The 24,714-nt window shown below is 74.3% G+C and carries 22 protein-coding genes and 3 riboswitches; of the genes, 5 read left to right on the top strand and 17 right to left on the bottom strand.

All coding sequences use genetic code 11. The annotated features are described in order from the left end of the window. Positions 1-3: 3 nt before the first annotated feature. Positions 4-537, bottom strand: a complete 534-nt coding sequence (locus ACIGXW_RS31045; protein WP_399576226.1) for a hypothetical protein — start codon at positions 535-537, stop codon at positions 4-6. 232 nt (positions 538-769) lie between these two features. On the opposite strand from ACIGXW_RS31045, the gene ACIGXW_RS31040 reads away from it, so the two are divergent. Further along, positions 770-1,189 (top strand): YchJ family protein, encoded by a 420-nt coding sequence (locus ACIGXW_RS31040; RefSeq protein WP_399576224.1) that lies wholly within the window; start codon positions 770-772, stop codon positions 1,187-1,189. 18 nt (positions 1,190-1,207) lie between these two features. On the opposite strand, the gene ACIGXW_RS31035 is transcribed toward ACIGXW_RS31040, so the two are convergent. The 10 genes from ACIGXW_RS31035 to ACIGXW_RS30990 form a co-directional block, all read right to left on the bottom strand. Continuing rightward, complete coding sequence (locus ACIGXW_RS31035; protein ID WP_399576222.1) at positions 1,208-2,713, bottom strand: carboxylesterase/lipase family protein; 1,506 nt, start codon at positions 2,711-2,713, stop codon at positions 1,208-1,210. Between the two features lie 83 nt (positions 2,714-2,796). Beyond that, a complete protein-coding gene (locus ACIGXW_RS31030; protein WP_399576220.1) occupies positions 2,797-3,270 on the bottom strand; it encodes a C40 family peptidase in 474 nt (157 codons plus the stop codon). Positions 3,271-3,273: 3 nt separating this feature from the next. Next, positions 3,274-3,427, bottom strand: a riboswitch (cyclic di-AMP (ydaO/yuaA leader). Between the two features lie 245 nt (positions 3,428-3,672). Continuing rightward, positions 3,673-4,560 carry an endo alpha-1,4 polygalactosaminidase gene (locus ACIGXW_RS31025; protein WP_360915247.1) on the bottom strand — a complete coding sequence of 296 codons (888 nt, stop codon included), beginning with the start codon at positions 4,558-4,560 and terminating at the stop codon, positions 3,673-3,675. Then, on the bottom strand, positions 4,527-5,207 hold the full coding sequence (locus ACIGXW_RS31020) for a spherulation-specific family 4 protein (protein ID WP_071966978.1): 681 nt from the start codon (positions 5,205-5,207) through the stop codon (positions 4,527-4,529). Before ACIGXW_RS31020 ends, ACIGXW_RS31025 begins: the two co-directional genes overlap by 34 nt. Continuing rightward, on the bottom strand, positions 5,204-6,121 hold the full coding sequence (locus ACIGXW_RS31015; protein ID WP_399576218.1) for an NAD-dependent epimerase/dehydratase family protein: 918 nt from the start codon (positions 6,119-6,121) through the stop codon (positions 5,204-5,206). The genes ACIGXW_RS31020 and ACIGXW_RS31015 overlap by 4 nt, the downstream gene beginning before the upstream one ends. A gap of 9 nt (positions 6,122-6,130) precedes the next feature. After that, entirely contained in the window at positions 6,131-6,844 is a 714-nt protein-coding gene (locus ACIGXW_RS31010) for a sugar phosphate nucleotidyltransferase (protein ID WP_071966818.1), read from the bottom strand. 59 nt (positions 6,845-6,903) lie between these two features. Further along, complete coding sequence (locus ACIGXW_RS31005) at positions 6,904-7,905, bottom strand: SDR family NAD(P)-dependent oxidoreductase (protein WP_360915254.1); 1,002 nt, start codon at positions 7,903-7,905, stop codon at positions 6,904-6,906. Between the two features lie 83 nt (positions 7,906-7,988). Beyond that, complete coding sequence (locus tag ACIGXW_RS31000) at positions 7,989-9,437, bottom strand: hypothetical protein (protein WP_399576217.1); 1,449 nt, start codon at positions 9,435-9,437, stop codon at positions 7,989-7,991. Continuing rightward, positions 9,434-10,951, bottom strand: coding sequence for a GT4 family glycosyltransferase PelF (gene pelF / locus ACIGXW_RS30995; RefSeq protein ID WP_399576215.1), 1,518 nt, complete (start codon positions 10,949-10,951; stop codon positions 9,434-9,436). The genes ACIGXW_RS31000 and pelF overlap by 4 nt, the downstream gene beginning before the upstream one ends. Before the next feature lie 67 nt (positions 10,952-11,018). After that, on the bottom strand, positions 11,019-13,178 hold the full coding sequence (locus ACIGXW_RS30990) for a hypothetical protein (RefSeq protein WP_399576214.1): 2,160 nt from the start codon (positions 13,176-13,178) through the stop codon (positions 11,019-11,021). A gap of 804 nt (positions 13,179-13,982) precedes the next feature. On the opposite strand from ACIGXW_RS30990, the gene ACIGXW_RS30985 reads away from it, so the two are divergent. Then, positions 13,983-15,143, top strand: coding sequence for an ABC transporter substrate-binding protein (locus ACIGXW_RS30985; RefSeq protein ID WP_399576213.1), 1,161 nt, complete (start codon positions 13,983-13,985; stop codon positions 15,141-15,143). 37 nt (positions 15,144-15,180) lie between these two features. On the opposite strand, the gene ACIGXW_RS30980 is transcribed toward ACIGXW_RS30985, so the two are convergent. From ACIGXW_RS30980 to ACIGXW_RS30970, 3 genes are all read right to left on the bottom strand, one after another. After that, on the bottom strand, positions 15,181-16,104 hold the full coding sequence (locus ACIGXW_RS30980; protein WP_399576406.1) for an NADP-dependent oxidoreductase: 924 nt from the start codon (positions 16,102-16,104) through the stop codon (positions 15,181-15,183). Positions 16,105-16,170: 66 nt separating this feature from the next. Beyond that, positions 16,171-16,701, bottom strand: coding sequence for an SRPBCC family protein (locus ACIGXW_RS30975; protein ID WP_399576211.1), 531 nt, complete (start codon positions 16,699-16,701; stop codon positions 16,171-16,173). A 94-nt stretch (positions 16,702-16,795) separates the two neighbouring features. Beyond that, entirely contained in the window at positions 16,796-17,545 is a 750-nt protein-coding gene (locus tag ACIGXW_RS30970) for a 2OG-Fe dioxygenase family protein (protein ID WP_399576209.1), read from the bottom strand. Between the two features lie 336 nt (positions 17,546-17,881). Between ACIGXW_RS30970 and ACIGXW_RS30965 the strand changes: the two genes are divergently transcribed. Further along, positions 17,882-18,604, top strand: a complete 723-nt coding sequence (locus ACIGXW_RS30965) for a DUF2334 domain-containing protein (protein ID WP_399576207.1) — start codon at positions 17,882-17,884, stop codon at positions 18,602-18,604. Next, positions 18,601-19,692, top strand: coding sequence for a glycosyltransferase (locus ACIGXW_RS30960; RefSeq protein ID WP_399576205.1), 1,092 nt, complete (start codon positions 18,601-18,603; stop codon positions 19,690-19,692). Before ACIGXW_RS30965 ends, ACIGXW_RS30960 begins: the two co-directional genes overlap by 4 nt. 145 nt (positions 19,693-19,837) lie before the next feature. Here the strand turns inward: ACIGXW_RS30960 and ACIGXW_RS30955 are convergent, their stop codons facing one another. Together ACIGXW_RS30955 and ACIGXW_RS30950 are read right to left on the bottom strand one after the other, a co-directional pair. Further along, complete coding sequence (locus ACIGXW_RS30955) at positions 19,838-20,602, bottom strand: CbtA family protein (RefSeq protein ID WP_399576203.1); 765 nt, start codon at positions 20,600-20,602, stop codon at positions 19,838-19,840. Positions 20,603-20,621: 19 nt separating this feature from the next. Then, positions 20,622-20,846: a CbtB domain-containing protein gene (locus ACIGXW_RS30950; protein ID WP_071966828.1), complete on the bottom strand. Its 225-nt coding sequence runs from the start codon at positions 20,844-20,846 to the stop codon at positions 20,622-20,624. A gap of 57 nt (positions 20,847-20,903) precedes the next feature. Continuing rightward, positions 20,904-20,992: riboswitch (cobalamin riboswitch) on the bottom strand. A 161-nt stretch (positions 20,993-21,153) separates the two neighbouring features. Here ACIGXW_RS30950 and ACIGXW_RS30945 point away from each other — a divergent pair. Continuing rightward, positions 21,154-21,732, top strand: coding sequence for a histidine phosphatase family protein (locus ACIGXW_RS30945; RefSeq protein ID WP_399576201.1), 579 nt, complete (start codon positions 21,154-21,156; stop codon positions 21,730-21,732). 136 nt (positions 21,733-21,868) lie between these two features. Here ACIGXW_RS30945 and metE read toward each other — a convergent pair whose 3' ends face one another. After that, a complete protein-coding gene (gene metE / locus ACIGXW_RS30940) occupies positions 21,869-24,196 on the bottom strand; it encodes a 5-methyltetrahydropteroyltriglutamate--homocysteine S-methyltransferase (RefSeq protein ID WP_399576200.1) in 2,328 nt (775 codons plus the stop codon). A 160-nt stretch (positions 24,197-24,356) separates the two neighbouring features. Beyond that, positions 24,357-24,511, bottom strand: a riboswitch (cobalamin riboswitch). Between the last annotated feature and the right edge of the window lie 203 nt (positions 24,512-24,714).

Raw genomic sequence — 24,714 nt, 5'->3', positions numbered from 1 at the left:
CGCCTAGACCGGCAGGGGCACGGGCAGCGGCGCCGCGCCGCCCACGAGCTTGGGCACCGACGTCAGGAGGGCCTGCAGGTCGGCGAGGACCTGGGCGAGGAGGGCCGTGACCTTGGCGACGTCCTTGGCCAGGACCGCGGCCAGCAGGTCGGTGACGTCCTTGACGAGCTTGTCCAGCTGCGCCTTGACGTCCGCGACGGGGTCCTTGGACGCTCCGTCGTCGTGCCGGTGCGCCCGGGACCTGACGTCCACGAGCAGGCGGTCGGCCGATTCCTGCAGGCGCTGGCGCAGGTCGCGGAGGTAGTCGACGTCCGGGGTGCGGGAGCGGGCCTCCCTGAGGAATCTCGATCCGAGGGAGAGGGTCTCGCCCAGGCTGCCGATGGAATCGGAGCGGCCGGAGGCCGGGGCCGGCGCGGGTTCCGCCTCGGCTATGGAGTCCGTCGCCCGGCCGGAGGCCAGAGCGGGGCCGCAGACGCCCAGGGCGAGCGAGCCGCACACGACGGCGACGGCAGCGGAATGGAGCCGGTTGTTGCCCATGCGAGAAACTCCCTTCACAACACCTGTCGGACGCGACCACCGTCCGCTGGCGCCAGGGGCCGCGCAACCGCTCCCGGCGCCGTTCCCGGCCGTCGCCAGGCGGTGAGGCAACCGCGATGACCTGGGAATTCACCCGAAAGAACAGGGAGGGCGGCCGTCCGGCGGCCGTGCAGCCGAAAGGGTTCGTCGCACCGGGTGCGGGGCCGGGCCGCGCAGCGGGGAGAATCGGGGGGTGTCCAGAAGAACAAGCGCACGCCGCGCGCCGGCGATCACTGCCACCTCACCGTGCCCCTGCGGGCTCGGCGCACCGTACGGGGACTGCTGCGGCCCCTTCCACCAGGGCCGCGGCGCGGCGCCGACGGCGGAGCGCCTGATGCGCTCGCGCTACAGCGCCTTCGTGGTCGGCGACGCCGCCTATCTGCTGCGGACGTGGCACTCCTCGACGCGGCCGCCCGGCCTGGACTTCGACCGCTCCATCACGTGGACGGGGCTGGAGATCCTGGGCGCCACGGGCGGCAGCGCCTTCCACAGCGAGGGCACGGTGGAGTTCCGTGCCCACTACGAGGTGCGGGGGCAGGCGGACGACCAGCACGAGCTGAGCCGCTTCGTGCGCGAGGACGGGGACTGGGTCTATCTGGACGCGGTCGGCTGACCGCGTCCGCGTTCCGGGTCAGGGGAGGTCGAAGGGTTCGACGCCGTGTCCTTCCCAGATCCGCCGGGACGCGTCATGGGGATAGGGGGCGGTGCTCACCTCGGCGTCCAGGAGCCGGGTGAGCCGCCCGTCGGTGACCCGGTAGGCCGGCCAGCCGGGGTCGCCGTGTGCGGCGAACGACGCCCACGAGCGGCGGATGTCCTCGGCGAGCGCGAGGGCCTCCGCGGGCGGCGGGTCCTCGCCGAACAGCAGCCGGGCGGCGGGGGCGGAGTAGTTGCCGAAGAGCAGCTGGGCGTCGAGGCCGTGGGCCGCGCCCAGCGCGCCGCCCAGCGCGGGCGCGGGCCAGCACAGTTCGTAGAGGTGGGCCGTGCCGCCGCCGGCGGAGTGGGCGTCCGCCAGGTGCAGGGAGGGGACGCGGAAGAGCGCGTCGGCGTGGACGAGGTCGAAGAGCGCGGCGGCGGAGGCGCCCGGGTGGGCGGCGCGGTAGGCGCGCTCGCCGTCGGGCGCGGGGGCGAAGGTCCGCAGCGCCGTCGTGGCGTCCTCCTCGGTGATCTTCTCCAGGCCGCCGGACAGCACCAGGAACGGCCGGAACTCGTCGCGGGTGTGACCGGTCAGCAGGCCGACCTCGCTCGCGCGGCCGTCGCGCAGGGTCCGCCAGGGCACGTCCGGCACCAGGTCGCCGTCCACGACGGGGCAGAAGGGGACACCCGAGCGGGCCAGCCGGCCCCAGCGGTCCACCTGGGCGGGCAGGCCCGCCATCAGTACGTCCACCTCGTCGGCCAGGCGCTGCGGCGAGATCGTCGCGAGGGAGGCGGCGGTGGGGGCGGCGCCGAGCCGGGCGGCGAGGGTCTGTGCGACGTCCCTCGCGAGGGCGGGGGTGACGTAGAGGCCCGGTACGGACTGGGTGATGGCCCGTCGGAAGAGGCCGGCGGCCCGGGGTGCCGCCAGCAGGGTGGCGATGGAGCCCGCTCCGGCGGACTGCCCGCAGAGGGTGACCCGGTCGGGGTTGCCGCCGAAGCGGGCGATGTTCTGCCGCACCCATTCCAGGGCCGCGATCTGGTCGAGCAGGGCGCGGTTGGCGGGGGCGTCGGCGAGCTGGGCGAGGCCCTCGGCGCCCACCCGGTAGTTGACGGTGACCACGACCAAGCCGTGCCGGGCTATGTGCGCGGCGTCGTACAGGGGGTCGTTCGTGGCGCCGGAGACGTAGCCGCCGCCCGGAATCCACACCAGGACCGGCAGCCCTGACCCGCCGGGGTCCGGGGTCCAGACGTTCAGGGTGAGCCAGTCGGTGCCCGGTATGTCTCCGGGGGCACGGAAGGGCCCGGACTGCGGGGGCGGCGGCCCGAACTCCACGGCCTCCCTGACGCCGTCCCAGGCCGGGGGCGGCTGGGGTGCGGCGAAGCGCAGCCCGCCCACCGGTGGCCGGGCGTAGGGAATGCCGCGGAAGACCGCGAGTTGCTCCTCGGTCCGTCCCCGGACCGTGCCATGGACGGTGTGTGTCTCCACGCCGTTTCCGCTGGCCATCCGCGCCCCTTCCCGAAACCGCCGGACGGGCTGGATTCTGGGCCCGTCCGGCGTCCCGGGACAAGGGGGCCGCCGCTGAGCGGCTACTTCACGCGGCCGTACCAGACGCTGTTGGTCCAGATCTTCTCCAGCCGGACGGAGCCGCCGGGCTTGGGAGAGTGCCAGATCTTGTTGCTACCCGCGTAGATCCCCACGTGGTAGACGTTGCTGCCGGAGTGGAAGAAGACGAGGTCACCGACCTGACGCGAGCCGCTGGACAGGTGCCGGGTGGAGTTGTACTGGCTCTGGGCGGTGCGCGGGAGGTTCTTGCCGACCTTCTTGAACGAGTAGAGCGTCAGGCCCGAGCAGTCGAACCGGTTCGGTCCCGTGGCGCCGTACTGGTAGGGCGAGCCCTTCTTGGAGGCCGCGACCTTCAGTGCCTGCTCGCCCGAGGTCGCCGCCTGGGCGCCGGTGGCGAGGCCGGGGATGAGCACCGATGCCGCGAGCATGGCGGCGGTGAGGGCCGACGCGGTGCCGGCCCGGGAAGCGAGTGCAGGTATGCGAGGAAACGCAGACATGCCAAAGCCCTTCGGCATCCGCCTACGAAAGATGACCTGTCGGGTTCGGGCTGCGAAGTTGCCCGGCCACGCATGTGGCTTCACCCCAAGGACCACCGCTTTCATGGTCCGTTACCGCTTGGGTCTCCCGCTCCTGCCGATTCATCATTCGATTCCGCACCCGGTGCGGCGGCAGGACTCGGCGTCCGCCCGGGTCGCCCGCCTCGGTGACGGGATCTTGTGTTCGGTGAGAGATCCTGCACCATCAATCGCTCAAATTCGGCGCCGAAACGGTCATCTGTGAACTTCTTCACTTCGGGGTCACACGCGGAACCGCACCCCCTCCACCACCCGCCGTCTGCGCCTAAACCCGTGTCCCGAGGGGCACTTGAAGCACGGAAGCCCAGGCTCCGCACTGCTCGGTCAGCACGGCTGCCGCCAGGCGTCCAGCTCGAGCTTCTTCTTCATCGAGCTCAGCCCCAGCCGCTTCGCGGTGCCGCAGAACTCCCCCGTCGACAGGTCGTATTCGACATGGAAGACCGCTTTGTTCTGTTTCACGAACGGCGTGAGCTTCTCGCACTCCCCGTACTGCGCGCACTGTTCGTTGACCGCGAAATCGAAGTCCCGTACCAGCTCGGGGATCTGCTCAAGATCGTTCTTCAAACCGATGGCCAGCCCGCGCTCATGAGCCAGCTTCACCAGCATCCGGTTGAACGCCAGCTGATCCGCGGCCGAGAGCGGGAATCCGGTGCGATTGCGAAACCCCTCGGTCAGATCGGGTTCCACCGCGTCGAAACCCTTTTGCCGGCACATGTCGATGCGGGCGGCCATGAGGGGCCGCAAGTCGTCGAGACGGCGGATGTCCAGCCATTTCTCACCGTCCCAGCCCTTGTTGTTCCTGCCGAGCAGGGCTTTGGGAAAACGCGCGTGATCCGGCCGGAAATCCTCCCAGGCCCCGGCGTTGATGTAACAGATCACTTTGCGGCCCCGGGCGTGCAATCGCGCCACCGTTTCGGCGGAGTTCTCGAAACCGTCGATGTCGTAGACGGGGACGTCCACGGAGGTGTCGACCTGTCCGCCGAGCTGCCACTGCCATCGGGTGCCCGGCCGCGGCTGCCAGCGCCGGGAGGCCGGCGGCGGGCTGCCGTCCGGCGCCGCCGTCATCCGGTCCACCGGGCTCTCCCCGCCCGGCTCCGCCCCCTCCTCCGACGGGCTCGAACAGGCCGCGAGGACGAGCAGGAGGACACCGAAGAGGCCCGCGCGGGCGCGCCGGCCGGTCACCGGGCCACCGGCAGCGGCGCGCTGCACCACGGGTTGGCCCCGGTCCCCGGCACCGCGCAGTGCACGCCGGCGCCCCGCGCCCCCGCGGTGCGGGCCACCTGCGCCTGCGCTCCCTCGGGCACGCCGTAGACGAGGTGGCAGAAGCGCCCGGGCGGATGGTCGGCCGTCCAGTCGGGCACCCCGGCCCGCCGGTAGTCCTCCCAGGCGCCTTCGAAGGTGACGAGGACGTCGGCGAAGGAGGCGTAGCCGGGGTCGGGGTGGGTGCCCGGGTTCAGGACGGCGGTGCGCGCGCCCAGCACCCGGGCGGTCATGACCAGCCACCGGTAGCGCGGTAGCAGTGCGGCGCCCTCGGCCGCCTGGTCGAAGAAGACCCCGTCCACGTCGTACCACCTGCGGTGCCGGCGGACGTCGGCGACCACCGCGCGGGGCGGGCGCCGGCCGTAGGCGGTGTCGACATAGCCCAGCAGCCGCACGCCCGCGCCGCGCAGCCGCCCGGCGGCAGCCCTGAAGTGCGGGTCGGGGCGGCTGCCGGGGCCGTCGGCGACGTTGAGCACGACCGCGTGCAGGCCGGGGGCGGCCGCCGTCAGCGCGGCCCATTCCCGTGGGTGCGCGGCCGGGTGCGCGTACAGCGGTACGAGCAGGCGCTGTCCGTCGTCCGGCGGTGCGGGGCGTGTCATCGCACCGGCTCCGCGGGCCGGCCGCGGGCCTCGGCCCACAGGTCGGCCAGGGAGTCCTCCAGCCGGTGGCGCGGCACCCACTCCAGGGCGCGGGCGGCGGCCGTGATGTCCGCCTGCTGCCAGGGCACGGCGGCCGAGCGCGGCGAGCCGTCGCCGCCCTCGTCGATCCGGTCCGCCGCCGCCCCGGCGAAGCCGGCGGCCCGCAACAGCCCTTCGGCGACGTCCCGCACGGGCCGGGCCGTGCCGCCGGCGACGTTCAGGACGCCGGGCAGCGGCCGGGGGGCCGTCACGGCGCGTACGACGGCGTCGGCCACGTCCCGCGCGTCGACGAAGTCGCGGTAGGCGGAGAGGTCTCCGGTGCGTACCCGCCCGTCGGGCCCGGCCCGGTGCAGCTCCTGGGCGAGCCGGCCGGGCAGGGAGGCGGCGGGGGCGCCGGGGCCGACGGGGTTGAACACCCGCAGGACGACGGCGTCGAGGCCGGAGCCGGTGACGGCGAGGGTGCCGGCGAGCTTGCTCGCGCCGTAGAGGCCGAGCGGGCGGGCCGGGTCGGCCTCGGCGACGGGCCGGTGGCCGTCGGACGGGCCGTACTCCGCAGCCGAGCCCAGGTGGACCAGGCGTGCGTCGGGGGCGGCCGCGTGCAGGGCCTCGCACAGGGCGGCGGGACCGCGGGCGTTGACGGCGGTCAGCGCGAGCGCGCTGCCGCCGACCGCGCCGGCGCAGTTGACGACAGCGTCGGGTGCGGCCTCGCGCAGCACGGCGGCGAGGTGGCCGGGGTCCGCCCCGGCCAGGTCGAGGGGCAGGGCGGAGCCGGGGGCCCGGCCGCCGTCGAGCACCCGCGCGCCCGGGAGGGCGCGCAGGCGTTCGGCGGCGTGCCGGCCCAGGAAGCCGGTGGCGCCCAGGACGAGAATGCGCATGACGCGCCGTCACGCTCCCTTCATCAGCAGGTCTCGGTGGACGGAGAACTCGGCGTTGGCCCGGTCGTAGTCGTCGGGGCGGCCGATGTCGAGCCAGTAGCCGTCGAAGGCGTAGGCGTTGGGCGGGGTGCCGTCGCCGAGCAGGTCCAGGACCAGTTCGTCGAAGCCCAGCGGCAGGCCGGGGGTGTAGCGGGCGAGGGCGGAGCGGGAGACTCCGTAGACGCCCATGGAGACGCGGTAGTCCATGCTGGGCTTCTCGGCGAAGCCGACGACGCGGCCGGAGTCGGTGGTCAGCACGCCGAAGTCGATGTTGACCTTGCGGGCGTAGGTGGCGATGGTCAGCGGCGCCCGGGAGGCGACGTGGTCGCGCAGGACGTCGCCGAAGTCGAGGTCGGTGAGGATGTCGCCGTTCATGACCAGGAAGTGCTCCGGCAGCCGGTCGGTCATGGTGAGCAGCGGGCCCATGGTGCCCAGCGGGCTCTCCTCGGAGGTGTAGTCGACGTGGATGCCCCACTGGGAGCCGTCGCCCACGTAGGCCCGGATGATGTGGCCGAGGTGGCCGATGGCCAGGGTGCAGCTGGTGAATCCGGCGCCGGCCAGCTGGCGCATGACGATCTCGAGGATGGCGTGCTGGTCGCCGATGGGCACCAGGGGCTTGGGCAGTGCGGTGGTGTACGGGCGCAGCCGGACGCCCTTGCCTCCGGCCAGGATCACTACGTGCATGGGTGCCGTTCCTCTCTCGCGATGGGTGGTCTCTCGTCGGGCCGTGCGCGGGGCGGGCGTCAGACGTTGTAGAGGCCGGTCTTGTACCGGCCGAGGTTGACCGGGTCGCGGAAGAAGGCGATGGCTTCGCGCAGGCCTTCTTCGAGGGTGTGGGCGGGGCTCCAGCCGGTGGCGGCCCGCAGCCGTGAGGAGTCGCAGACCAGCCGCATCACTTCGGAGGCGGCGGGCCGTACGCGGGCCGGGTCCTCGCGGACGTCGAGGTCGGTGTCCATGAGCTTGCCGATGAGGGTCACCAGGTCGCCGATGGATATCTCCTCGCCGGTGCCGGAGTTGAAGGTGCGGCCGAGGACGGCGGCGGCGGGCGCGGCGGCGACGGCGCGGAAGGCGGCGACGGTGTCCGCCACATAGCTGAAGTCACGGGTGGGGCGCAGGTCGCCGAGGGTGATGGTGCGTTCCCCGGCGGCGACCTGGCCGATGACGGTGGGGATGACGGCCCGCATGGACTGGCGCGGGCCGAAGGTGTTGAAGGGGCGCAGGGTGACCACGGGAAGGCCGAAGCTGGCGTGGTAGCTGTCGGCGAGCCGGTCGCCGCCCGCCTTGGACGCGGCGTACGGGGACTGGGTGTTGATGGGGTGGTCCTCGGTGATGGGGACGGTCTGCGCGGTGCCGTAGGTCTCGCTGGTGGAGGTGTGGACCAGGCGCGGGACGTCGAGGTGGCGTACGGCCTCGAGGACGTTGAGGGTGCCGGTGACGTTGGTCTCGACGTAGCTGTGCGGGGCCCGGTAGGAGTACGGGATGGCGATGAGCGCGGCCAGGTGGTAGACGGTCTCGGCGCCCTTGACCAGGCCCGTGACGGAGCCGGGGTCGCGGACGTCGCCGAGGACCACCTCGACGTGGTCCAGCACGTCGGCGGGCAGGTCCTCGAGCCAGCCGAAGGACGAGAAGGAGTTGTACTGCACCATCGCGCGGACGCGGTGGCCGTCGGCGACGAGCGCCTGGACGAGGTGCGAGCCGATGAAGCCTTCGGCGCCGGTGACGGCGACGGTTGCCGGTGCGGACATGCGGGTCTCCTCCGTGAGGGACGGTGGTGCCGGGGACGTGGTGCGGCGGAACGTGGTGCCGGCCGGAACCCGGCCGGCGCCGGTCAGCGGTGCGTGGTGATCCGCCCGAGCAGGGCGGTGGCGACGGCCAGCAGGGCGGCCGCCGCACCGGAACAGATCACGAGCTGACCGGTTGCCGGGGCCCAGATCCGCAGCGCGACGGCGGCGGTCTCGGTTCCGGCGGCGCCCAGGCAGAGCAGGGCGGGTATCCAGGCGGTGCCGTAGGCCTGGAGCAGCAGCCCGGACCAGAGCACCGCGCCGAGCGCGAGCAGCGCGGCCAGGTGCACGGCGTCGGGCGGGGCGGCGCCGGGCCACAGGGCTCCGACGGCGAGGGTGAGGGCGGTCAGGGCGGCGAGGTAGCCGCCGGCGCAGAGGGTGAGGACCCGGACGGCTCCGAGCAGCAGTCCGGTGGTGGTCGTGGCGGCGGTCAGCGCCGCGAGGGCCAGGCCCCGGCAGCGGTAGAGCAGCCATTCGGCGGCGCCCATGCTGAGGGTGAGCGCGAGGACGGCGGGGCCGCTCGCGCCGCTCTCGTGGTGGACGACGGTGTCGCCGAGGGCGGCGAGGGCGGTCAGCGCTCCGCAGCCGAGGCCGAACAGCCCGAAGGGGACCGAGGCGAGCGGGGAGGGCGGCGGCCCGGCCGGCGCGTCCTCCTCGCGCCGGGTGCGGGCGATCTCGTGGCCGGCCGCGAACAGGGCGCCCCCGACCGAGGCGAGCAGCAGGGCGACGCCCACCACGGGCGGCGGCTGGGTGAACAGGACGACCGCTCCCCCGGTGGCGGTGGGGAGCAGGGCGAGCAGCAGGAGCCGTTCCCGGCCGAGGACCAGCAGGACGGTGGCCGCCGCCAGGTAGAGGGCCTGGCCGGCCGCGAAGGCGAGCGCCCCCGCGGGTGCGGGCAGGGCCAGTGCGGCGCCGGTGGCGAGCAGGGCGCCGAGCGGGGCGCCCGTCGCCAGGCAGCGGCCCGCCGCCGCGCGCCCGCCGGCCGCGAGCCGGGTGTACGCGCGGTGGGCGAGGGCCTGGTTGAAGGCCCAGGCCACGAGCGCGGAGGCCACCAGCGCCCCGGTGCCGGCGGGCAGCCCGAGGCTCTCGCGGGTGTCGCCCGACAGGGGCGAGCCGAGGGCGTAGCCGAAGCCGGGCAGGGTGAACACCAGGGAGCGCAGCAGGAACGGGCCGGGCGCGACGCGCCAGGGGTCGGGCCGGGGGTCCGGCTCGGGGTGGCTGCGGGGCACCCGGGCGTAGAGCTCGGCCGCCAGCTCGAAGGCGTCGTGGCGCCCGTAGCGCTCGGTGATCTGCTCGCCCGTCAGCCCGTCGGCCTCCAGGACGGCGGCTATCTCGTCCGGGTGGACGGCCGCGGCGCACACCCCGCCCAGTTCCTCGGCGAGTTCGTCGACCGGGTCCGCGGCCCACCGGGGGCGGGAGCGGGTGCGCGGTGCGGCGACCGCGAGGTCGTGGGCGGGTTCGGGCTCGTCGGGCACGAGCCGCAGCAGTCCGCTCATCGGGCACCGCCGGCGGCCAGGGCCATGACGGGCACGGTCTCGGGGATGCGAAGGGTCTCCGGCAGGTTCTGCCGCAGGCCGGAAAGGTCGTGGTAGATGTCGCGGAAGGCGTTGATGGTCTGCCGGAGCGTGAACTGTTCGATGACGCGCAGCCGGGCGGCCTCGCCCATGCGGGCGCGCAGTGCCGCATCGCGCAGCAGCCGCAGTGCCGCGCGGGCCATGCTCTGCGGGTCGCGCGGCGGTACGACCAGTCCGCTGTCGCCCACCGCCTCGCGGACGCCGCCCACGTCCGTGGAGACGGTGGCCCGGCCGCACGACATGGCTTCGATGAGGGTGAAGGGGAAGCCTTCGCTGATGCTGGAGAGCATCACCACGTTGCCGGCGGCGTAGGCGTCGCGGATGTCCTCGACGCGTCCTTCGAAGGTGACGGCGTCGGCCGCGCCGAGCTCGGCGGCCAGCGCTTCGCAGGCGGTGCGGTAGCCCTCGCCGCCGCGCGGGGTGCCGCCGAACAGGCGCAGTCGCGCGTCGGGCAGCTCGGCCCGTACGAGCGCGAAGGCGCGGATGAGGGTCTCCAGGCCCTTGATGGGGTCGACCCGCCCGGCCCAGCTCAGGGTGGGGGTGTGCGGTTCCGGTCCGGCGGGCGGGAACGCGGCCGGGTCGACGCCGTTGTAGACGGTGCGGATGCGCTCGGGCGGGGTGCCGCCGTGCTCTTCCCAGCGCCGGTTGTAGCGGTTGCCGGGGGTGACGAGCGCGGCGCACCGGTAGCTCTCCCGGGCGAGCATCCGGAACAGGCCCAGCATCAGGGCCTTGACCGGCCAGCGGTAGGGCTCGGTGCGGAATCCCAGATAGCGCTCGCGCAGGTAGACGCCGTGCTCGGTGAGCAGGAACGGGGTGCCGTGGCGGTGGTGGGCGACCAGTCCGGGCAGGGTGGCCAGGCCCCCGCTCACCGCGTGGGTGATCCCCCGGTCGGGGGGCCGGGCGGCGAGCGGGCGCAGGGCGTGCTCCAGCAGGTCGGTGGCGGCCAGCGCGTCGTGGAGCGTGGGGCGGGCGGCGGCGGTGGCGAGGTGGGGGCGGTTCCAGACGCGGGTGAGCAGGCGGGCCGCCTGCTCACCGCGCAGGGCCGCGAAGAGGGTGCCGTCGGTCGCGTGGTCGGCCAGCCGGTACAGGCTGCGGGCGAAGTGCTGTTCCTGCGCGGGGTCCAGGAGGGCCAGCAGGAACTGTTCGTAGCAGGTGAGGAAGCGTTTCAGCGCGCGGCCGCGGGGTGCGCGGCCGGGCGGGGGCGGCCCCCACAGCGGAAGGGTGGCGACGGCCCGGACGTGGCCGGGCGGCTGCCAGGCGAGCGGTTCGCGGCCGGTGCCGGTGACGGCGATGACGCGGAAGTCGACGTCCGGCATGCCCTGGACGAGCTGGTCGCACCAGACGCTGACCCCGCCGTGGCTGTGCGGATAGGTCCCCTCGGTGAGCAGGGTCACCGAGGGAGCGGCGGACGCCGTTTCGGCTGACGGTCCGTGCATGGAAGTCGGTTCTCTCCAGAAGGCGGTGCGGCGACAGGACGGTGCGGCGCGAAGGTGCGGGCCGGCATCAGCGCCGGTCCCTGTCGCCGGGGCCGTAGGGCACCCGGGTGCTGACGCCCCGCGGTACGGGGAGCGCGGTCGCGGGTGCCTGGACCCGGGTGGCCTTGCCGGAGAGGGTGCGCGGTGTCCCGGTGCCGTCGGGCAGGGCGAGGACGAGGGTGCCCTGGCCGGCGGCGGGGGTGGCCCAGCCGGAGTGCAGCCCGGCGTAGGCGGTGCCGAAGGGGATGCGGCCGCTGCCCTGGACCTGGACGGTGCCGGTGGGCAGGGTCGCGGTGACGTCGACGCCGGCGGGGGCGCTGACGGTGATCTCGGAGCCGGTGCGGTGGGCGCTGACGGTGCCGGCCTTCACGGCCGCCGCCCAGGTGGCGCGCTTGCGCAGTTCCGTGCCGATGTCCCGCATCCGGAGGTTGACCAGCGGGGCGTTGTCGGCGAAGAGGGCGCGGTAGTCGGCGAGGATCTTCTCCAGCGCCTGGTAGCCGATGCGCTCCTCGGCGAGGTTGGACTGGTGGATGAAGTGCGGGCGCGGGTCGTTGGCGAGCACGTGGCCCATGGCGATCCGGCTCTCGAGCGGCACGATGTAGTCGGCGTAGCCGGTCGAGGAGGGCAGCGGTTCCTTGAGGCAGGTGGTGGTGGCCGAGCCCTCGCACAGGCCGCTGCCGCCGTCGGACTTGCGGGTGTAGAGCCAGTTGTACTCGTCGACCTGCTCGGTGGCCTTGCCGGCGTTGTAGAAGACGTTCATCGGGTAGCGGGGCACGGTCAGGGACGGCCCGACCGGGCGCTGTTCGCGCTCGCGGGAGCTGTCGCTGGCGAGCCAGGAGACGCCGGCCTGGGTGAGCGCGGGCGCCAGCTCGGGGTTGTCGTCCCGCTGCTGCGGCAGGGTCTTCAGTCCGGAGTGCTCGCCGGTGACCAGCTCGTCCTTGTCGACGGCCAGGCCCTGCCGGGCCGCCCAGCCGCGGTTGTCGCCGATCTGTGCCGTGATGGTGGCCCGCGAGGTCCAGCGGATCCTGCCGAGCGGGTCGGTGGCGCACTTCCACGGCACCACGGAGGTGTCCTGGACGCAGCCGATGAAGGGGTGGTTGTAGGTGTGGTCGATCCAGCGGAACGCGCCCTGGTCGGAGACCAGCTGCTGGGCGAGGGGGTCGGAGCCGGCGTGCGCCTCCTTGTAGCCCTCGCTGCCGCCGCCGTTGAAGGCCAGGTCCAGGGTGAGGCCGTGCTCGCGCGACCACTGCGCGGCGTGCTGGGCGTCGGCGGCGGTCATCCGGATCGGGTCGTTGTCGGTGGGGGTGCCCGGCGGGCAGTCGACGTCGCCGGGGGTGCAGTTGAGCCGGGAGTCCCACCGGTCGTCGGAGCCGAAGACGTCGTCGACGTGGATCGCGAAGTAGTTGCGGGCGGCGCCCAGGTGGATCCCCTGGGTCAGCCACTCCACGATGCCGCGCGAGAGGAGCTTGAACTGGCTCTGGTGGCGGTTGTAGACGAAGGTGATGACCAGTTCGCTGCGCCCGTCGTGGGTGTACTGGCCGGCCAGGGAGCCGCGCCGGGACTGCCCGGGCACGGGCGCGTCGAGGTAGCTGGTGTAGGTCGCGCCGTCCGCCTGCCGGTCGAGCGGCACGGCGAGGTAACCGTAACTTTCGCCCACGGCGCTGTCGTTGTCCTCGAACGGAACGTTTTTCCTGAGGTAGCCGAACGGTCCCGCGGCGCCCTCGGCGGTGACCTGCGCGGTCTGTCCGTCCAGCGTGCCGGCGTGGACGGACGTCAGGCCGACGGCCGGGCGGGCGTAGGTGTAGGCGTCGACCTGACGGATGCCGAAACGTTTCTCGTAACCGGCGACGGCCGCCATCTCCGCCGAGCCGTCCCCGAAGGGATTGTCGTTCGGCAGCACCACGCCCTGGTACTTGGCCCGGGGTCTGCCGTCCACGGTGTCGCTCAGGAACGCCTCGTCGATCCGCGGGCGCCCCGGGTCCTTCAGGTCGACCGCGGTGTACGGCGTGCCGGCGGTCTCCAGTTCGGTGCGTATCGCCTCGACGGCGGGCCCGCCGTCGTCCACGACGAGGACGCGCAGGTCGACGCGCGGCGGGGCCTGCGCCGCGCTCGCGCCGGCGGTGGGCAGTCCCACCGCCAGCAGGGCGGTCGCGGCCCAGGCCGCGACCAGACGTGTTGTACGCCCCATGTGCTTCTCCCCCCAAGGACGGAACCGCGCGTGGGGCGCGTGGCGTCCGTACTCGACGTGTGCGTACGGCGCCGGTCCGGGCGCCCCCGCACATCGATTGATCCCCAGTTCGGCTCCCCGCACGGCCGGACTCCCCACCCCGGCCGCAACCCCTCCCCTGCCACGGACCGGACGCCGAACGTCCGGGTTCCGAGCCGTGCGGCCGGAGCCGGAACCGCACGACGACGACGCGGCTCCGGGCACGAAAGCGCCTCGGCCCCGGAAGACACCACTGCCTCCCGACCGCTCAGCCATATAGTGCGCCATGCCCGAACCCCACGCGCGGCGCACTGGGCAGTAGCCGCCGGGGCCCGGGTGATCGTTGGCCGAAAGTCATCATCTCGCCCACCGGCAACGGCACATGGACGATCCACCCAGAGGCTCAGCCATCCCCAATGTGACCTGTGTCAACTTCTGTATACGACGTCACGGGGCGTGCGCCGGGGGGCGGACGGCACATGAGGGTCCGCCGTTCCAGATCGTCAACAGATCGGCCGGATGACGGCTGTCCAATATGCCGGATGCGCTAGGCATTCGGCCGATGCGGCTGTCATCTGCCACCCGCCTCCGGGACGGGCGGCGCCGCACCGGCCCCCGGCACACAGGAGCCGCCGGATGCGGAATCACCCTTCCGGGTACGGGGTGTCGCGAGTCAACCAGGGTGCCGCGCGGGGAGTTTGACTCCGTCAGGCCATGACCCGGGCGGCAAGGGGAGGGAGTCGGGTGGCTGTGCACCGGACGGACGGATTGTGCATCGGGGCCGTCGTGCCGCGGACCGGGCGGCTGGCCCGGCTGGGGCAGCCGCTGGCCTTCGCGCTGGAGCGGCTGGCGACCCGGCTGACACACATCACCCAGGGCACCCGGCGCCACCGCGTCCGGCTGGCCTGGCGCGACAGCCGGTCCGAACCCGACGGCGCCCGCCGGGCCGTCGCGGAACTCGTGCGCGACGAGGACGTGCGGATGGTGGTCACCATGGACGGCACCCGGACGCTGCCCGCGGTGGCCGACGCCTGCGAGGTGCTGAGCATCCCCTGCCTGTCGACGGTCTTCCCCTGGCAGGCCTACGTGTCCGGCAGGGGCACCGAGCCGGCGCGCCCCTTCCGCTGGACGTACCACTTCGCGTGGGGACTGGACGACATCGCGGCGGTGTTCGCGGAGATGTGGGAGCGCGTCGGGCCGGGCCGTACGGTCGGCTGCCTGTGGAACGACGGCCCGCAGGGGCAGTCGCTGCGCCACCCCCGGCACGGCTTCGCCCCCGTGGCGGCCGCACACGGCCACACCCTGATCGATCCCGGCGGCTACCGGGAGCCGGCGGCCTGCTTCGAGCGGCACGTCCGCCGGTTCAAGGAGGCCGGTGCCGAGGTCGTCACGAGTGCGGCCACCGTCGAGGACCTGGCGCTGTTCCAGCGACAGGCCAGGGAGGCGGGGCTGCGGCCGCGGCTGATCACCTGTTCGCGCTGGCTGACCTTCCCGCGCGAGAACGCGGCAACGGACGGGCTGTCGAACACCCGCGTCGCCACTCTCGTCTACTGGACCCCGCGCCACCCCTTCCACTGCTCCCTGGACGGCACCACCGCGTCCGCGCTGGCGGGCGACTACCAGCGCACCACGGGCAGGCCCTGGCCGCAGCCGCTGGGACCGGCCCACGCGCTGGTGGAGATCGCCGCCCACGCCCTGGCCACCGCCGCGGACCCCACCGACCGCCCGGCGATCGCGGCGGCCCTCGGCCGGACCCGGCTGCCCACGATCGCGGGCCTGGTCGACTTCACGTGCGGGCCCACGCCCAACATCGCGCTGCTGCCGCTGGCCGGCGGCCAGTGGCGGCCGGGCCGGGGCCGGCGGCACGAGCTCGCGCTCGTCACCACCTCCCGGCTGCCGCGGCTGAGCCCGGACGCGGAGCTCACGGTCGGCCTCCCCGGCCCGTAACGGCGAGGCGGCAGTACCTCCTCCGGGCGGGGCGCTCTCATACGACCGCCAGGACGATCTTCCCGGTGAGGTGGCCGTGCTCGCTGGCGCGATGGGCCTCGGCTGCCTGGCTGAGCGGGTACTCCCGGTGGATGGGCAACTGGAGGAGGCCGGCCTCGTGGAGGGCGATGGCGGCGTTCAGCGCGGTCACGGTCTGGGCGCTGGGGCCGGAACTGAAGCGCACGTTGTGCCGACGGGCGCCCTCGCCGTCGGCGATGGTCACCACCCGGTCGGGCCCGCCGGTCAGCTCGACGGACACCCCGACCGCGTCACCCTTGCCGACGGCGTCCAAGGCCGCGTCCACCCCTTCCGGCACGGCCTCGCGCACCCGGTCGGCGACACCCTCCCCGTACGCCACCGGGATCGCGCCGAGGCCACGCAGGTACTCGTGGTTGAACTCGCTCGCCGTGCCGACCACCCGGATGCCGCGGGAGCGGGCGAACTGCACCGCCAGGGTGCCCACTCCCCCCGCGGCGCCGTGGATCAGCAGGGTCTCCTCCTCGCTCAGCCGCAGCGCGTCCAGGGCCCGCCAGGCGGTCTCGGCCGCCACGGGCAGGGCCGCCGCCTCCTCCCAGGACAGCGAGAGCGGCTTGACCACCAGGTCCGCGGCCGGCGCCAGGGCCTGTTCGGCGTAGGCGCCGGTGGCCGTGCGGCCCAGGACCGCGTCCCCCGCCCGCACCTCGGTGACCCCCTCGCCGACCGCCTCCACGATGCCGGAGGCCTCCACGCCCGGGATGTGCGGCAGCTCGAGGGGGAACACCTCGGACAGGGCGCCGCTGCGCAGCTTGTGGTCGAGCGGATTGACGCCGGCACAGCGGACGGCGAGCCTGACCTGCCCGGGCCCCGGCGAGGGCAGGTCGGCGTCGACGAGCTGGAGCACCTCGGCGGGGCCGTAGGTGCCGAAGGTGATGGCCTTGATCATGGTCATGGAATCACCATCATCGAAAATCAGGATTTTCCGTACCAGGCTGGCCGCTGTCCTCCGGAATTACGCCTGCTCCTCCGCGAGGCGCTTGACGCCCTCGAGAGTGGCCCGGATGCCGGTGCGCAGCTCGCCCAGGCGCATGGTGAGCAGCTCCTCCTCCCGCTCCGGCATCCGGTCGATCACCGCGCTGAGCCCGGAGGGGGCCGGGCCCAGGCGGGCCGAGTGGCGCAGCACGGTGCCGCCCTCCTCGGGCCGGAGCTCGAACGCCCACGTGGCGAGCGGGTGGGCGGGGTCGGCGGGGCCGCCGCCGTACCGGTTCTCCGGGTCGGTGACCGCCCAGGCGAAGCGCCGCTCGGGGTCCAGGCCGACCACGTGGGAGACGGTCCGCCACTCGCCGGCCGCCGGGTGACGGTTGTAGCCGGCGAAGCTCGCGCCGAGCTCCGGGCCGGTGGCACCCTCCAGCCACTCGGTGCGCTGGAGTTCGGGGCTGAGCCGGGCTGGCAGACCGATGTCGGTCACCAGCTTCCAGACCTTGCCGGGTGCGGCGGCGATGTGCACCTCGTCGTCGACGCTCAAACCGTCCGCGTAACGCATGAAGCCTCCTGGTTACTGAACATGACAAACCGTCGGAGCCAAGTGTGCACACGGACGCAAACATTCCGTCGGGCGTCCCGGTGTGGTGATCCTCTCAGCGGCCCCCGCCCGCGCCGCCCGCGTCAGCAGGGAAGAAGTCGACGAGCAGCATGTCGCGCACGCCCCGCCTCGCACCGGGCGCGGGCAGGAGCGGCGAGACGCCGTGGAGCACACGGCGGTCGTCGAGGACGATCGACTCCAGCGGCTCGGTCAGCGACGCCCGGTGCAGGGGCCGCTCCCGCAGGTCGTACAGGCAGGACTCGGCGCCCCGCACGTTCTCGCGCCGGATCAGCACCTGGGCGACATAGCTGTGCCCGTCCCGGTGGATGCCCTCGGGCGTGGGGTGCCCCTCGGTGTCGCCGGTGGCGGTGACGCGGATCTGGTGGACGCCGCACGTGTCGATGCCGGCGCGGGGGCCGGGGAGGCGCTCCCACAGGGTCCGTACGACCGTGTGCAGGGCGGCCCCAGCCGCCACGGCCTCGTACAGCGGGGCGAACATACGGTCCACTCCGCCGCTCACCCTGTTCACGGCACGGTCCTGGAAGAAGGCGACGTGCGGCAGCGGTTCCAGGCGGTCGCCGACGATGCGGAACCTGCCGTAGCGGCGGAAGCGATAGGGGGTGGCCGCCCCCAGGTGGACGTCGGCGGGGAGGTCGTTCCAGGACTCGGTGAACTCCGTGACCGACTCGCGGGGTATCCGCCCGAGCGCCGCCATGAGCAGGCCGGGAGGGTGGTGGGTGAAGGGGGACGGGAGGGACGGGGCGGGAGCGGACGTTCCGGGGGCGCTCAAAGGCGTCGTGGTCATGTCGTCCTTGCTTTCGTGCCGGGCCTGGCGGGAAGGACGATCCTGGTGAAGGTCCGGCCGGCGGCGCGGACTTCCCCGGCGCCACCGCCTTCGGCCCCGCCGCCGGCGAGCACGACGAGCCGCTCCGGCATGACACGTCCCCCCGTATCAAGCGTGCGTCGTCGCACCACGGTACCTGGCGGCCCCCGTTCGTCCACCCGCGGCGCAAGGCGCCCGGTCGTGACCGGAGTTCACCGGGCGTACACCACTTGTGCCCGCGGCGATCGCCCGGCACCACAGGCGCGATCGCGGCGGCTGGGGGATTCTGGGGGTGTGAGAGCGGTCTTCGTAGTCTCGGTGCACGACGTCGCCCCCTGGAGCGCCGCGCGCAGCCGCCGCTGGCTGGCCGACCTGGACGACCGCGGCGTGCCCGCCACGCTGCTGCTGGTGCCGGGCGCCTGGCGCGGTGCACCGCTGCCGGACGACCCGGCCCTGGTGCGGTGGCTGCACGACGCGCACGGGCGGGGCCATGAGCTCGCGCTGCACGGCTACGCCCACCAGGGCGTAGCCGGCGGTCCTTTGGCGCGCCGGTGGCTGAACGCGGTTGCGGCCCGCGGCTGTGCGGAGTTCTGCGCGCTGGACGAGCGGGCGGCGCGCGGCAGGCTGGAGAGCGGGCTGGCCGCCCTGGCCTCGGTGGGCATCGTCCCGGTGGGCTTCACCCCGCCGGGGTGGCTCGCCTCCGCCGGAAGCCTGGCGGCGCTGCGCGGCCTGGGCCTGCAGTACACGACGAGCCATCTGGCCGTGCACGACCTGCGCACCGGCCGCCGGCACCGCATGCCGGCCCTGTCCCACCGGCCCGGCGGCCTCGGCGAACGGGCGGGCGCGGCTGTGATGCCGGCCGCCGCACGCCGGTGGTCGGCCCGCGGCCGGCCCTTCCGCATCGCGCTGCACCCCGCCGACCTGGACCGGCCGCGGCTGCGGGAGAGCGCCCTGCGGGCCGTGGACGCCGCCCTGGCGGCGGGGGCGCGCCCGTGCACGTACGCCGAGCTGGTGCGCGACGCCCGACGGGCCGCGCCATGAGGATCGTGCAGCTGGCCAACTTCTACGGCGCGGCCTCCGGCGGGCTGCGCACCACGCTGGACGCCCTGGGCCGGGGCTACGTCGCCATGGGCCATGAGCGGGTGCTGATCGTGCCGGGCCGCCGGTACGCGCGGGTGCGCGACGCCCGCGACGGGCTGCGGCTGACCCTGCCCGGCGCGCCGGTGGGCGGCGGTTACCGGCTGTTGCTCTCGCCCCGGACCCTGCGCGGGCTGCTGCGGCGGCTGGCGCCGGACTCCGTCGAGGTGTCGGACAAGCTGACCCTGGTCCACGCGGCGGGCTGGGCCCGGCGGCACGGCGTGCGCGCCGTGCTGCTCTCCCACGAGCGGCTCGACGCGATCCTGGCGCCCCGCCTGCCCGCGTGGCTGCCGCCGGTCCGGCCGGCCGACGCCTGGAACCGCCGGCTGGCGGTTGCGTTCGACGCCGTGGTCGCGGCGTCGGCCTTCTCCTGCGCGGAGTTCAGCCGCGTGGCGGCCCCGGCGCTGTACCGGGTGCCCCTGGGCGTCGACCTGGACGTCTTCTCGCCCGCGGCGGCCGCAACGACGCTGCCCGAGCCGGGCATCGCGCTGGTGTACGCGGGACGGCTCTCGCGGGAGAAGTCGCCCCACCTGCCCGTGGAGGCCCTGCGCCTGCTGCGGCGGCACGGCATCGCCGCCCGCCTGGACGTCCTGGGCGACGGCCCCGAGCGCGGGCGCCTGGAGCGCCGGGCGGCCGGTCTGCCCGTGCGCTTCCACGGGCACGTCGCCGACCGTCACGCGGTGGCCGCGCTGACGGCCCGGGCCGACGTGGCCCTGGCCCCCTGCCCGGTGGAAGCATTCGGCCTGTCGGCCCTGGAGGCCCTGGCCTGCGGCACACCGGTGGTCACGGCGGACCGTGGCGCGGCGCCGGAACTACTGGCTCCGGGGGCGGGCCTGGCGGTGCCGGCGACCGCGCCGGCGATGGCGGACGGGGTGGCCCGCCTGGTGGCCGGGTCGCGTGAACTACAGCGGGCCGCGGCCCGGGCGCGGGCGGAGCGGTTCCCGTGGTCGGGGACGGTGGAACGGATGCTGGCGGTGCATGGCGGGCAGTGAGCTGAGGTGTTCCCCTACCCGCCCTTTCACCGTTTCTTGTCCTCAATCGCCGGACGGGCTGGATTTTCTGCCGGTTCCGGGCGACACATCAGCCCGTCCGGCGATTGAGGACCGGGGTCCGGGGCGGAGCCCCGGTCACGGGACGTCAGGCTGCCGGCGTGACCGCCGCGTCCGGCTGCCGCTCACGGGCGGCCTTCGGCATGACGAGCCGCTCCGCCAGCTCACCGAAGACCAGGCCGAACCCGGTCCACAGCACCAGCTGAACGGCGAGAGCCGACAGACGGAACTCCCACAGCAGCGTCGCCGGGAAGCCCTCCGGCACATTGTCACCGGCCGGCAGGAACGCGTACGCGAGCCCGATCGCCACGGCCAGCGCGGCTCCGGCCGCCACCGTGGCGTTCCAGTTGCCGAGCCGGGGAGCCAGCCGCTTGCCCAGGATGACCGCGCCGATCACGAGCAGGACGCTGAGCGCGATCATCAGGAAGAACAGCGCGGTGCGCTGGTCGAGGGTGTCCGGGTCGCCCACCGCGGGCGGGTTGGCCGGGTACTTCACGAACGGCACCAGGAAGACGGCCGTGAACGCGCCGAGCGCGAGCAGGGCCGCCGTGGCCCGCGGGCCGAAGCGGCCGACGCGGCCGAGGGCCACGCAGAACGCCAGCGCGGCGATGCCGCCCAGCGCGACGCCGTAGACCAGGATGCCGGTGGCGAGGCCGCCGGTGGCCTGCATCGTGCGGCTGACCAGCTCCTCACCGCCGCCGCCGTGGTCGTGGCTGTGGGCCTCCTCGAAGGCGATGGCGGAGTCCACATGGGGCTCGCCGAGGAGATAGGCGGTGATCAGGGCCAGTACGCCGGCGGCGAGGCCGGCGAGCATGCCCCGCACCAGCAGGGCTCTTACGGATACGGACATCACGAGCTCGTTTCCCCGGGTCTCAGTGGCAGGGGAAGCCGAGCAGATGACGGCCGTCGTGCACCCACTCGTGCACGCCTTCGCCGGAGATGAGCGCGGTGGCACCCTGCTCCGCTCCGACGAAGTAGAGCAGGCTCAGCATGAGGAGCCCCACGAAGACCACCCACGGGGCGATGGCCTTCAGCTCGATGGGGGCGACCTCCGGTATGACGGGGCTGCTCGACGCGGGGACAGCGGACTGGGCCATGGCGGAACCTCCTGGGGAACAACGCGTCCCGATCGTTGGTGCGGACGACGGTGCCGGGTCTGACTTCCTGCCGTCGCCCCGCGGATCAGCGGAGGTGCACGTCAGGTACACAGTGGCGCGACCGTGCCGGATTCGCACCGGCTTCCGAGCGCACCGTCGTCATGTACACGCGACCGTACCGCCTGGCGGATCACCGCGCTACGGGCGTACGGATGCGCACCCCCCGCGCACGCCGTGCCCGACGCCCGTGGTCTGCTGAGCCCTTGGGCGCGAGCGCCCGTCCGCAGCCGGGGAGGAGACAAGGACCGTGACCGTTCGTGTGATGCTGATCTCACCGGCGCCCGGGCCCGCACTGCGGGCCGCGCGCTTCGACGACGACACGCCGCTGGACGAGGCGGGGACGCGTCTGGCCCGGGCGGCCGCCGGGTCGCTGCCGGGCGGAGCGCGCGCCTTCACGGCGCCGTCGGAACGCTGCCGTCAAACAGCCTCCGCGCTGGCCCTGGACGCGGCCCCCGCACCGGAGCTGCGGGATCTCGAGGTCGGCCGGTGGCGGGGCCGGTCCCTGGAGGAGCTGGCGGCCGGCGAACCGGAGGCGGTGGGGGCCTGGCTGGCGGACCCCGGGGCCGCGCCGCACGGCGGCGAGAGCGTGCTCGCGCTGATCGCCCGGGTGGGCGGCTGGCTGGACGGCCTGGCCGACGGCGAGGGCGGCGGCCGGGTCCTGGCCGTGGCGGACCCCGCGGTGGTCCGCGCGGCGGCCGTCCACGCGCTCGCGCTGCCGCCGACGGTGTTCTGGCGCCTGGACGTTGCCCCGCTGACCCTGACCGAACTGACCGGCCGCGCCGGTCGGTGGAACCTGCGCTGCGGCCGCCCGCTCACGGCCGGCTGATCCGCGGGAGCCGCCGCGCCGTGCCCGCCCCGCCGCCCCTCAGCGGCGATGCGGGCCGGCGCGGCGGCCGTTCGGGGGCCGGCGACCGTAACGGCCCGCCATGTACGGACGGTTACGGTCACCGGTCGGCTCACCGCTACTGCCCGGCGCGCTCCGCGCGTACCCGCCGGGCGGCCTCGACCAGGTGCTCGAGCGAGGTCCGTACCTCCGCCCAGCCACGGGTCTTCAGTCCGCAGTCCGGGTTGACCCACAGGCGTTCCGCCGGGATGGCCGCCAGGCCCTTGCGCAGCAGGGCGGCGATCTCCTCGACGTCCGGTACGCGCGGCGAGTGGATGTCGTAGACGCCCGGGCCGACGGCGTGCGCGTAGCCTGCCGCGGCCAGTTCGTCGGCGACCTGCATGCGGGAGCGGGCGGCCTCCAGGCTGATGACGTCGGCGTCCAGCTCCTCGATGGCGGCCAAGATGTCGCCGAACTCCGCGTAGCACATGTGGGTGTGGATCTGGGTGTCCGCCCGCACCCCGGCCGTGGTGAGCCGGAACGCCTCGGTGGCCCAGGCCAGGTACTCCGCCCGGTCGGCGGTCCGCAGCGGCAGCGTCTCGCGCAGCGCGGGCTCGTCGACCTGGATGACGGCCGTGCCGGCGGCCTCCAGGTCGCCGACCTCGTCCCGCAGCGCCAGGGCGACCTGGCGGGCGGTGTCGGCCAGCGGCTGGTCGTCGCGGACGAAGGACCAGGCGAGCATGGTGACGGGGCCGGTGAGCATGCCCTTGACGGGGCGCTCGGTGTGGGACTGGGCGTAGCCGGTCCAGGCCACGGTCATCGGCTCGGGGCGGGAGATGTCGCCGGCGAGGATCGGCGGGCGGACGTAGCGGGTGCCGTAGGACTGCACCCATCCGTGCTGGGTGGCCAGGTAGCCGGTCAGCTGCTCGGCGAAGTACTGGACCATGTCGTTGCGTTCCGGCTCACCGTGCACGAGGACGTCCAGGCCGGCCTTGTCCTGGAAAGCCAGGACCTCACGGATCTCGGTCGCGATGCGCTCGTCGTAGGCGGTGGCGTCGATGCGCCCGGCGCGCAGGTCGGCGCGGGCGGTGCGCAGTTCGCGGGTCTGGGGGAACGAGCCGATGGTGGTGGTGGGCAGCAGCGGCAGGCCGAGCCGGGCCCGCTGGGCGGCGGCGCGCTCGGCGTACGGCTGGGGGCGGCGGGCGTCCGCGGCGGTGACGGCCGCCGCGCGGGCCCGTACGGCCGGGTCGCGGGTGAGGGCGGAGGCGGCGCGGGAGGCCCGGGCGGAGCGGTTGGCGGCGAGCTGCGGGGCGATGGTGTCGCTGCCCTCGTTGAGGCCGCGGGCGAGGGTGACGGTCTCCTCGGCCTTCTGCCGGGCGAAGGCCAGCCAGCGGGCGACCTGCGGGTCGACGTCGCGCTCGGCGGTGGCGTCGAGGGGGACGTGCAGCAGGGAGCAGGAGGGGGCGACGTCCACCCGGTCGGCGAGGCCGAGGAGGGTGGCGAGGGTGGACAGGGACCGTTCGAGGTCGTTGATCCACACGTTGCGCCCGTCGATCACGCCCGCGATCAGACGCTTGCCGGGCAGGCCGCCGGCGGCGGCGAGGGCGTCGAGGTTGGCGGCGGCGGGTCCGGTGAAGTCCAGGGCCAGGCCCTCGACGGGGGACTTGGCGAGGACGGGCAGGGCGTCGCCCACGCGGTCGAAGTAGGTGGCCGCCAGCAGCTTGGGCCGGTCGGCGAGGCCGCCCAGCTCCCGGTAGGCGCGGGCGGCGGCGTTCAGTACGGCCGGGGGCTGGTCCTGCACCAGGGCGGGCTCGTCGAGCTGGACCCACTCGGCGCCGGCCGCCCGCAGGTCGGAGAGGACCTCGGCGTACACGGGCAACAGCCGGTCCAGGAGGGTGAGGGGCTGGAAGCCGGGCGGGGCGCCGGGCGCGGGTTTGGCCAGCAGCAGATAGGTGACGGGGCCGACGAGCACGGGCCGGGCCGCGTGGCCCTGGGCGAGGGCTTCCCCCAACTCGCCCGTCTGCTTGGTGGAGTCGGCGGAGAAGGCGGTGTCCGGGCCCAGTTCGGGCACGAGGTAGTGGTAGTTGGTGTCGAACCACTTCGTCATCTCCAGCGGCGGGAACTGCTGGGTGCCGCGGGCCATGGCGAAGTAGCCGTCCAGGGCGTCGGCTTCGACGGCGGCGCGGTACCGCTCGGGGACGGCGCCGACCATGACGGTGGTGTCCAGGACGTGGTCGTAGAGGGAGAAGTCCCCGGTGGGGACCTCGTGGACGCCGGCGTCGGCCAGGCGCCGCCAGGCGTCGCGGCGCAGGGCGGCCGCGGTGTCGTGCAGGGCTGCGGCGTCGACGCGGCCGGCCCAGTAGCCCTCGACGGCCTTCTTCAGTTCACGGCCGGGCCCCTGCCGGGGGTAGCCGTGGACGGTGGCCCGGGCGCGGACGGCGGTGGGGGCGGTGGGGTGTGTTGCCACGGAACTCTCCTTCGCGAGTCGCGGGGGATCCCGGCGGGACCCGAGCGTACGAAGGGTCGGCAGATGCCGGCGGAGCACGCCCAGGCATGCGCCGTCCGTACCGCCGGCCCGCCCTCGAGGCCACCGAGATCACCGCGTGCGGTCGCACGCGGGCAGCGGCAGGTATTCGGACTCGCGGGCACGCCGTGTCGGTGGAGGACACGGCACCTAGTGGCCGTCGCTTCCCGGACCGCCGGGGCGGTCCAGTGCGTATGACGGCGGTCGTTCCCGCTCACCGCTGCGGGGCAGTCCCGGATTCCCACCGGGTTCCCTCTTGCGACGCGCCCGCCTGGAGGGCGGGGCGAACCGGCTGCGCCTTCACCCTAGACGCAGGGGCCCGTCCGCCGACAGGGGTTGCCCGGACAGTTTCGATCTTGCGTGCGGACGCGCGGGGTAGGGTCGTGGGCCGTGGCCGCCCCTGCGGGCCGTCAGGACCCCCAGCAGCGCCATAAGGCGAAAATTGCGGCCAAAACAGGAAA

The organism is Streptomyces sp. NPDC053079, from assembly GCF_044546695.1.
Taxonomy (GTDB): domain Bacteria; phylum Actinomycetota; class Actinomycetes; order Streptomycetales; family Streptomycetaceae; genus Streptomyces.
This window is presented reverse-complemented; position numbering and strand designations above follow the sequence as displayed.

Coding starts and splice junctions, on each gene's coding strand:
- ACIGXW_RS31045 (WP_399576226.1), bottom strand. CDS start 537: ATGGGCAACAACCGGCTCCATTCCGCTGCCGTCGCCGTCGTGTGCGGC.
- ACIGXW_RS31035 (WP_399576222.1), bottom strand. CDS start 2,713: ATGGCCAGCGGAAACGGCGTGGAGACACACACCGTCCATGGCACGGTC.
- ACIGXW_RS31030 (WP_399576220.1), bottom strand. CDS start 3,270: ATGTCTGCGTTTCCTCGCATACCTGCACTCGCTTCCCGGGCCGGCACC.
- ACIGXW_RS31020 (WP_071966978.1), bottom strand. CDS start 5,207: ATGACACGCCCCGCACCGCCGGACGACGGACAGCGCCTGCTCGTACCG.
- ACIGXW_RS31015 (WP_399576218.1), bottom strand. CDS start 6,121: ATGCGCATTCTCGTCCTGGGCGCCACCGGCTTCCTGGGCCGGCACGCC.
- ACIGXW_RS31010 (WP_071966818.1), bottom strand. CDS start 6,844: ATGCACGTAGTGATCCTGGCCGGAGGCAAGGGCGTCCGGCTGCGCCCG.
- ACIGXW_RS31005 (WP_360915254.1), bottom strand. CDS start 7,905: ATGTCCGCACCGGCAACCGTCGCCGTCACCGGCGCCGAAGGCTTCATC.
- ACIGXW_RS31000 (WP_399576217.1), bottom strand. CDS start 9,437: ATGAGCGGACTGCTGCGGCTCGTGCCCGACGAGCCCGAACCCGCCCAC.
- pelF (WP_399576215.1), bottom strand. CDS start 10,951: ATGCACGGACCGTCAGCCGAAACGGCGTCCGCCGCTCCCTCGGTGACC.
- ACIGXW_RS30990 (WP_399576214.1), bottom strand. CDS start 13,178: ATGGGGCGTACAACACGTCTGGTCGCGGCCTGGGCCGCGACCGCCCTG.
- ACIGXW_RS30980 (WP_399576406.1), bottom strand. CDS start 16,104: ATGATCAAGGCCATCACCTTCGGCACCTACGGCCCCGCCGAGGTGCTC.
- ACIGXW_RS30975 (WP_399576211.1), bottom strand. CDS start 16,701: ATGCGTTACGCGGACGGTTTGAGCGTCGACGACGAGGTGCACATCGCC.
- ACIGXW_RS30970 (WP_399576209.1), bottom strand. CDS start 17,545: ATGACCACGACGCCTTTGAGCGCCCCCGGAACGTCCGCTCCCGCCCCG.
- ACIGXW_RS30960 (WP_399576205.1), top strand. CDS start 18,601: ATGAGGATCGTGCAGCTGGCCAACTTCTACGGCGCGGCCTCCGGCGGG.
- ACIGXW_RS30950 (WP_071966828.1), bottom strand. CDS start 20,846: ATGGCCCAGTCCGCTGTCCCCGCGTCGAGCAGCCCCGTCATACCGGAG.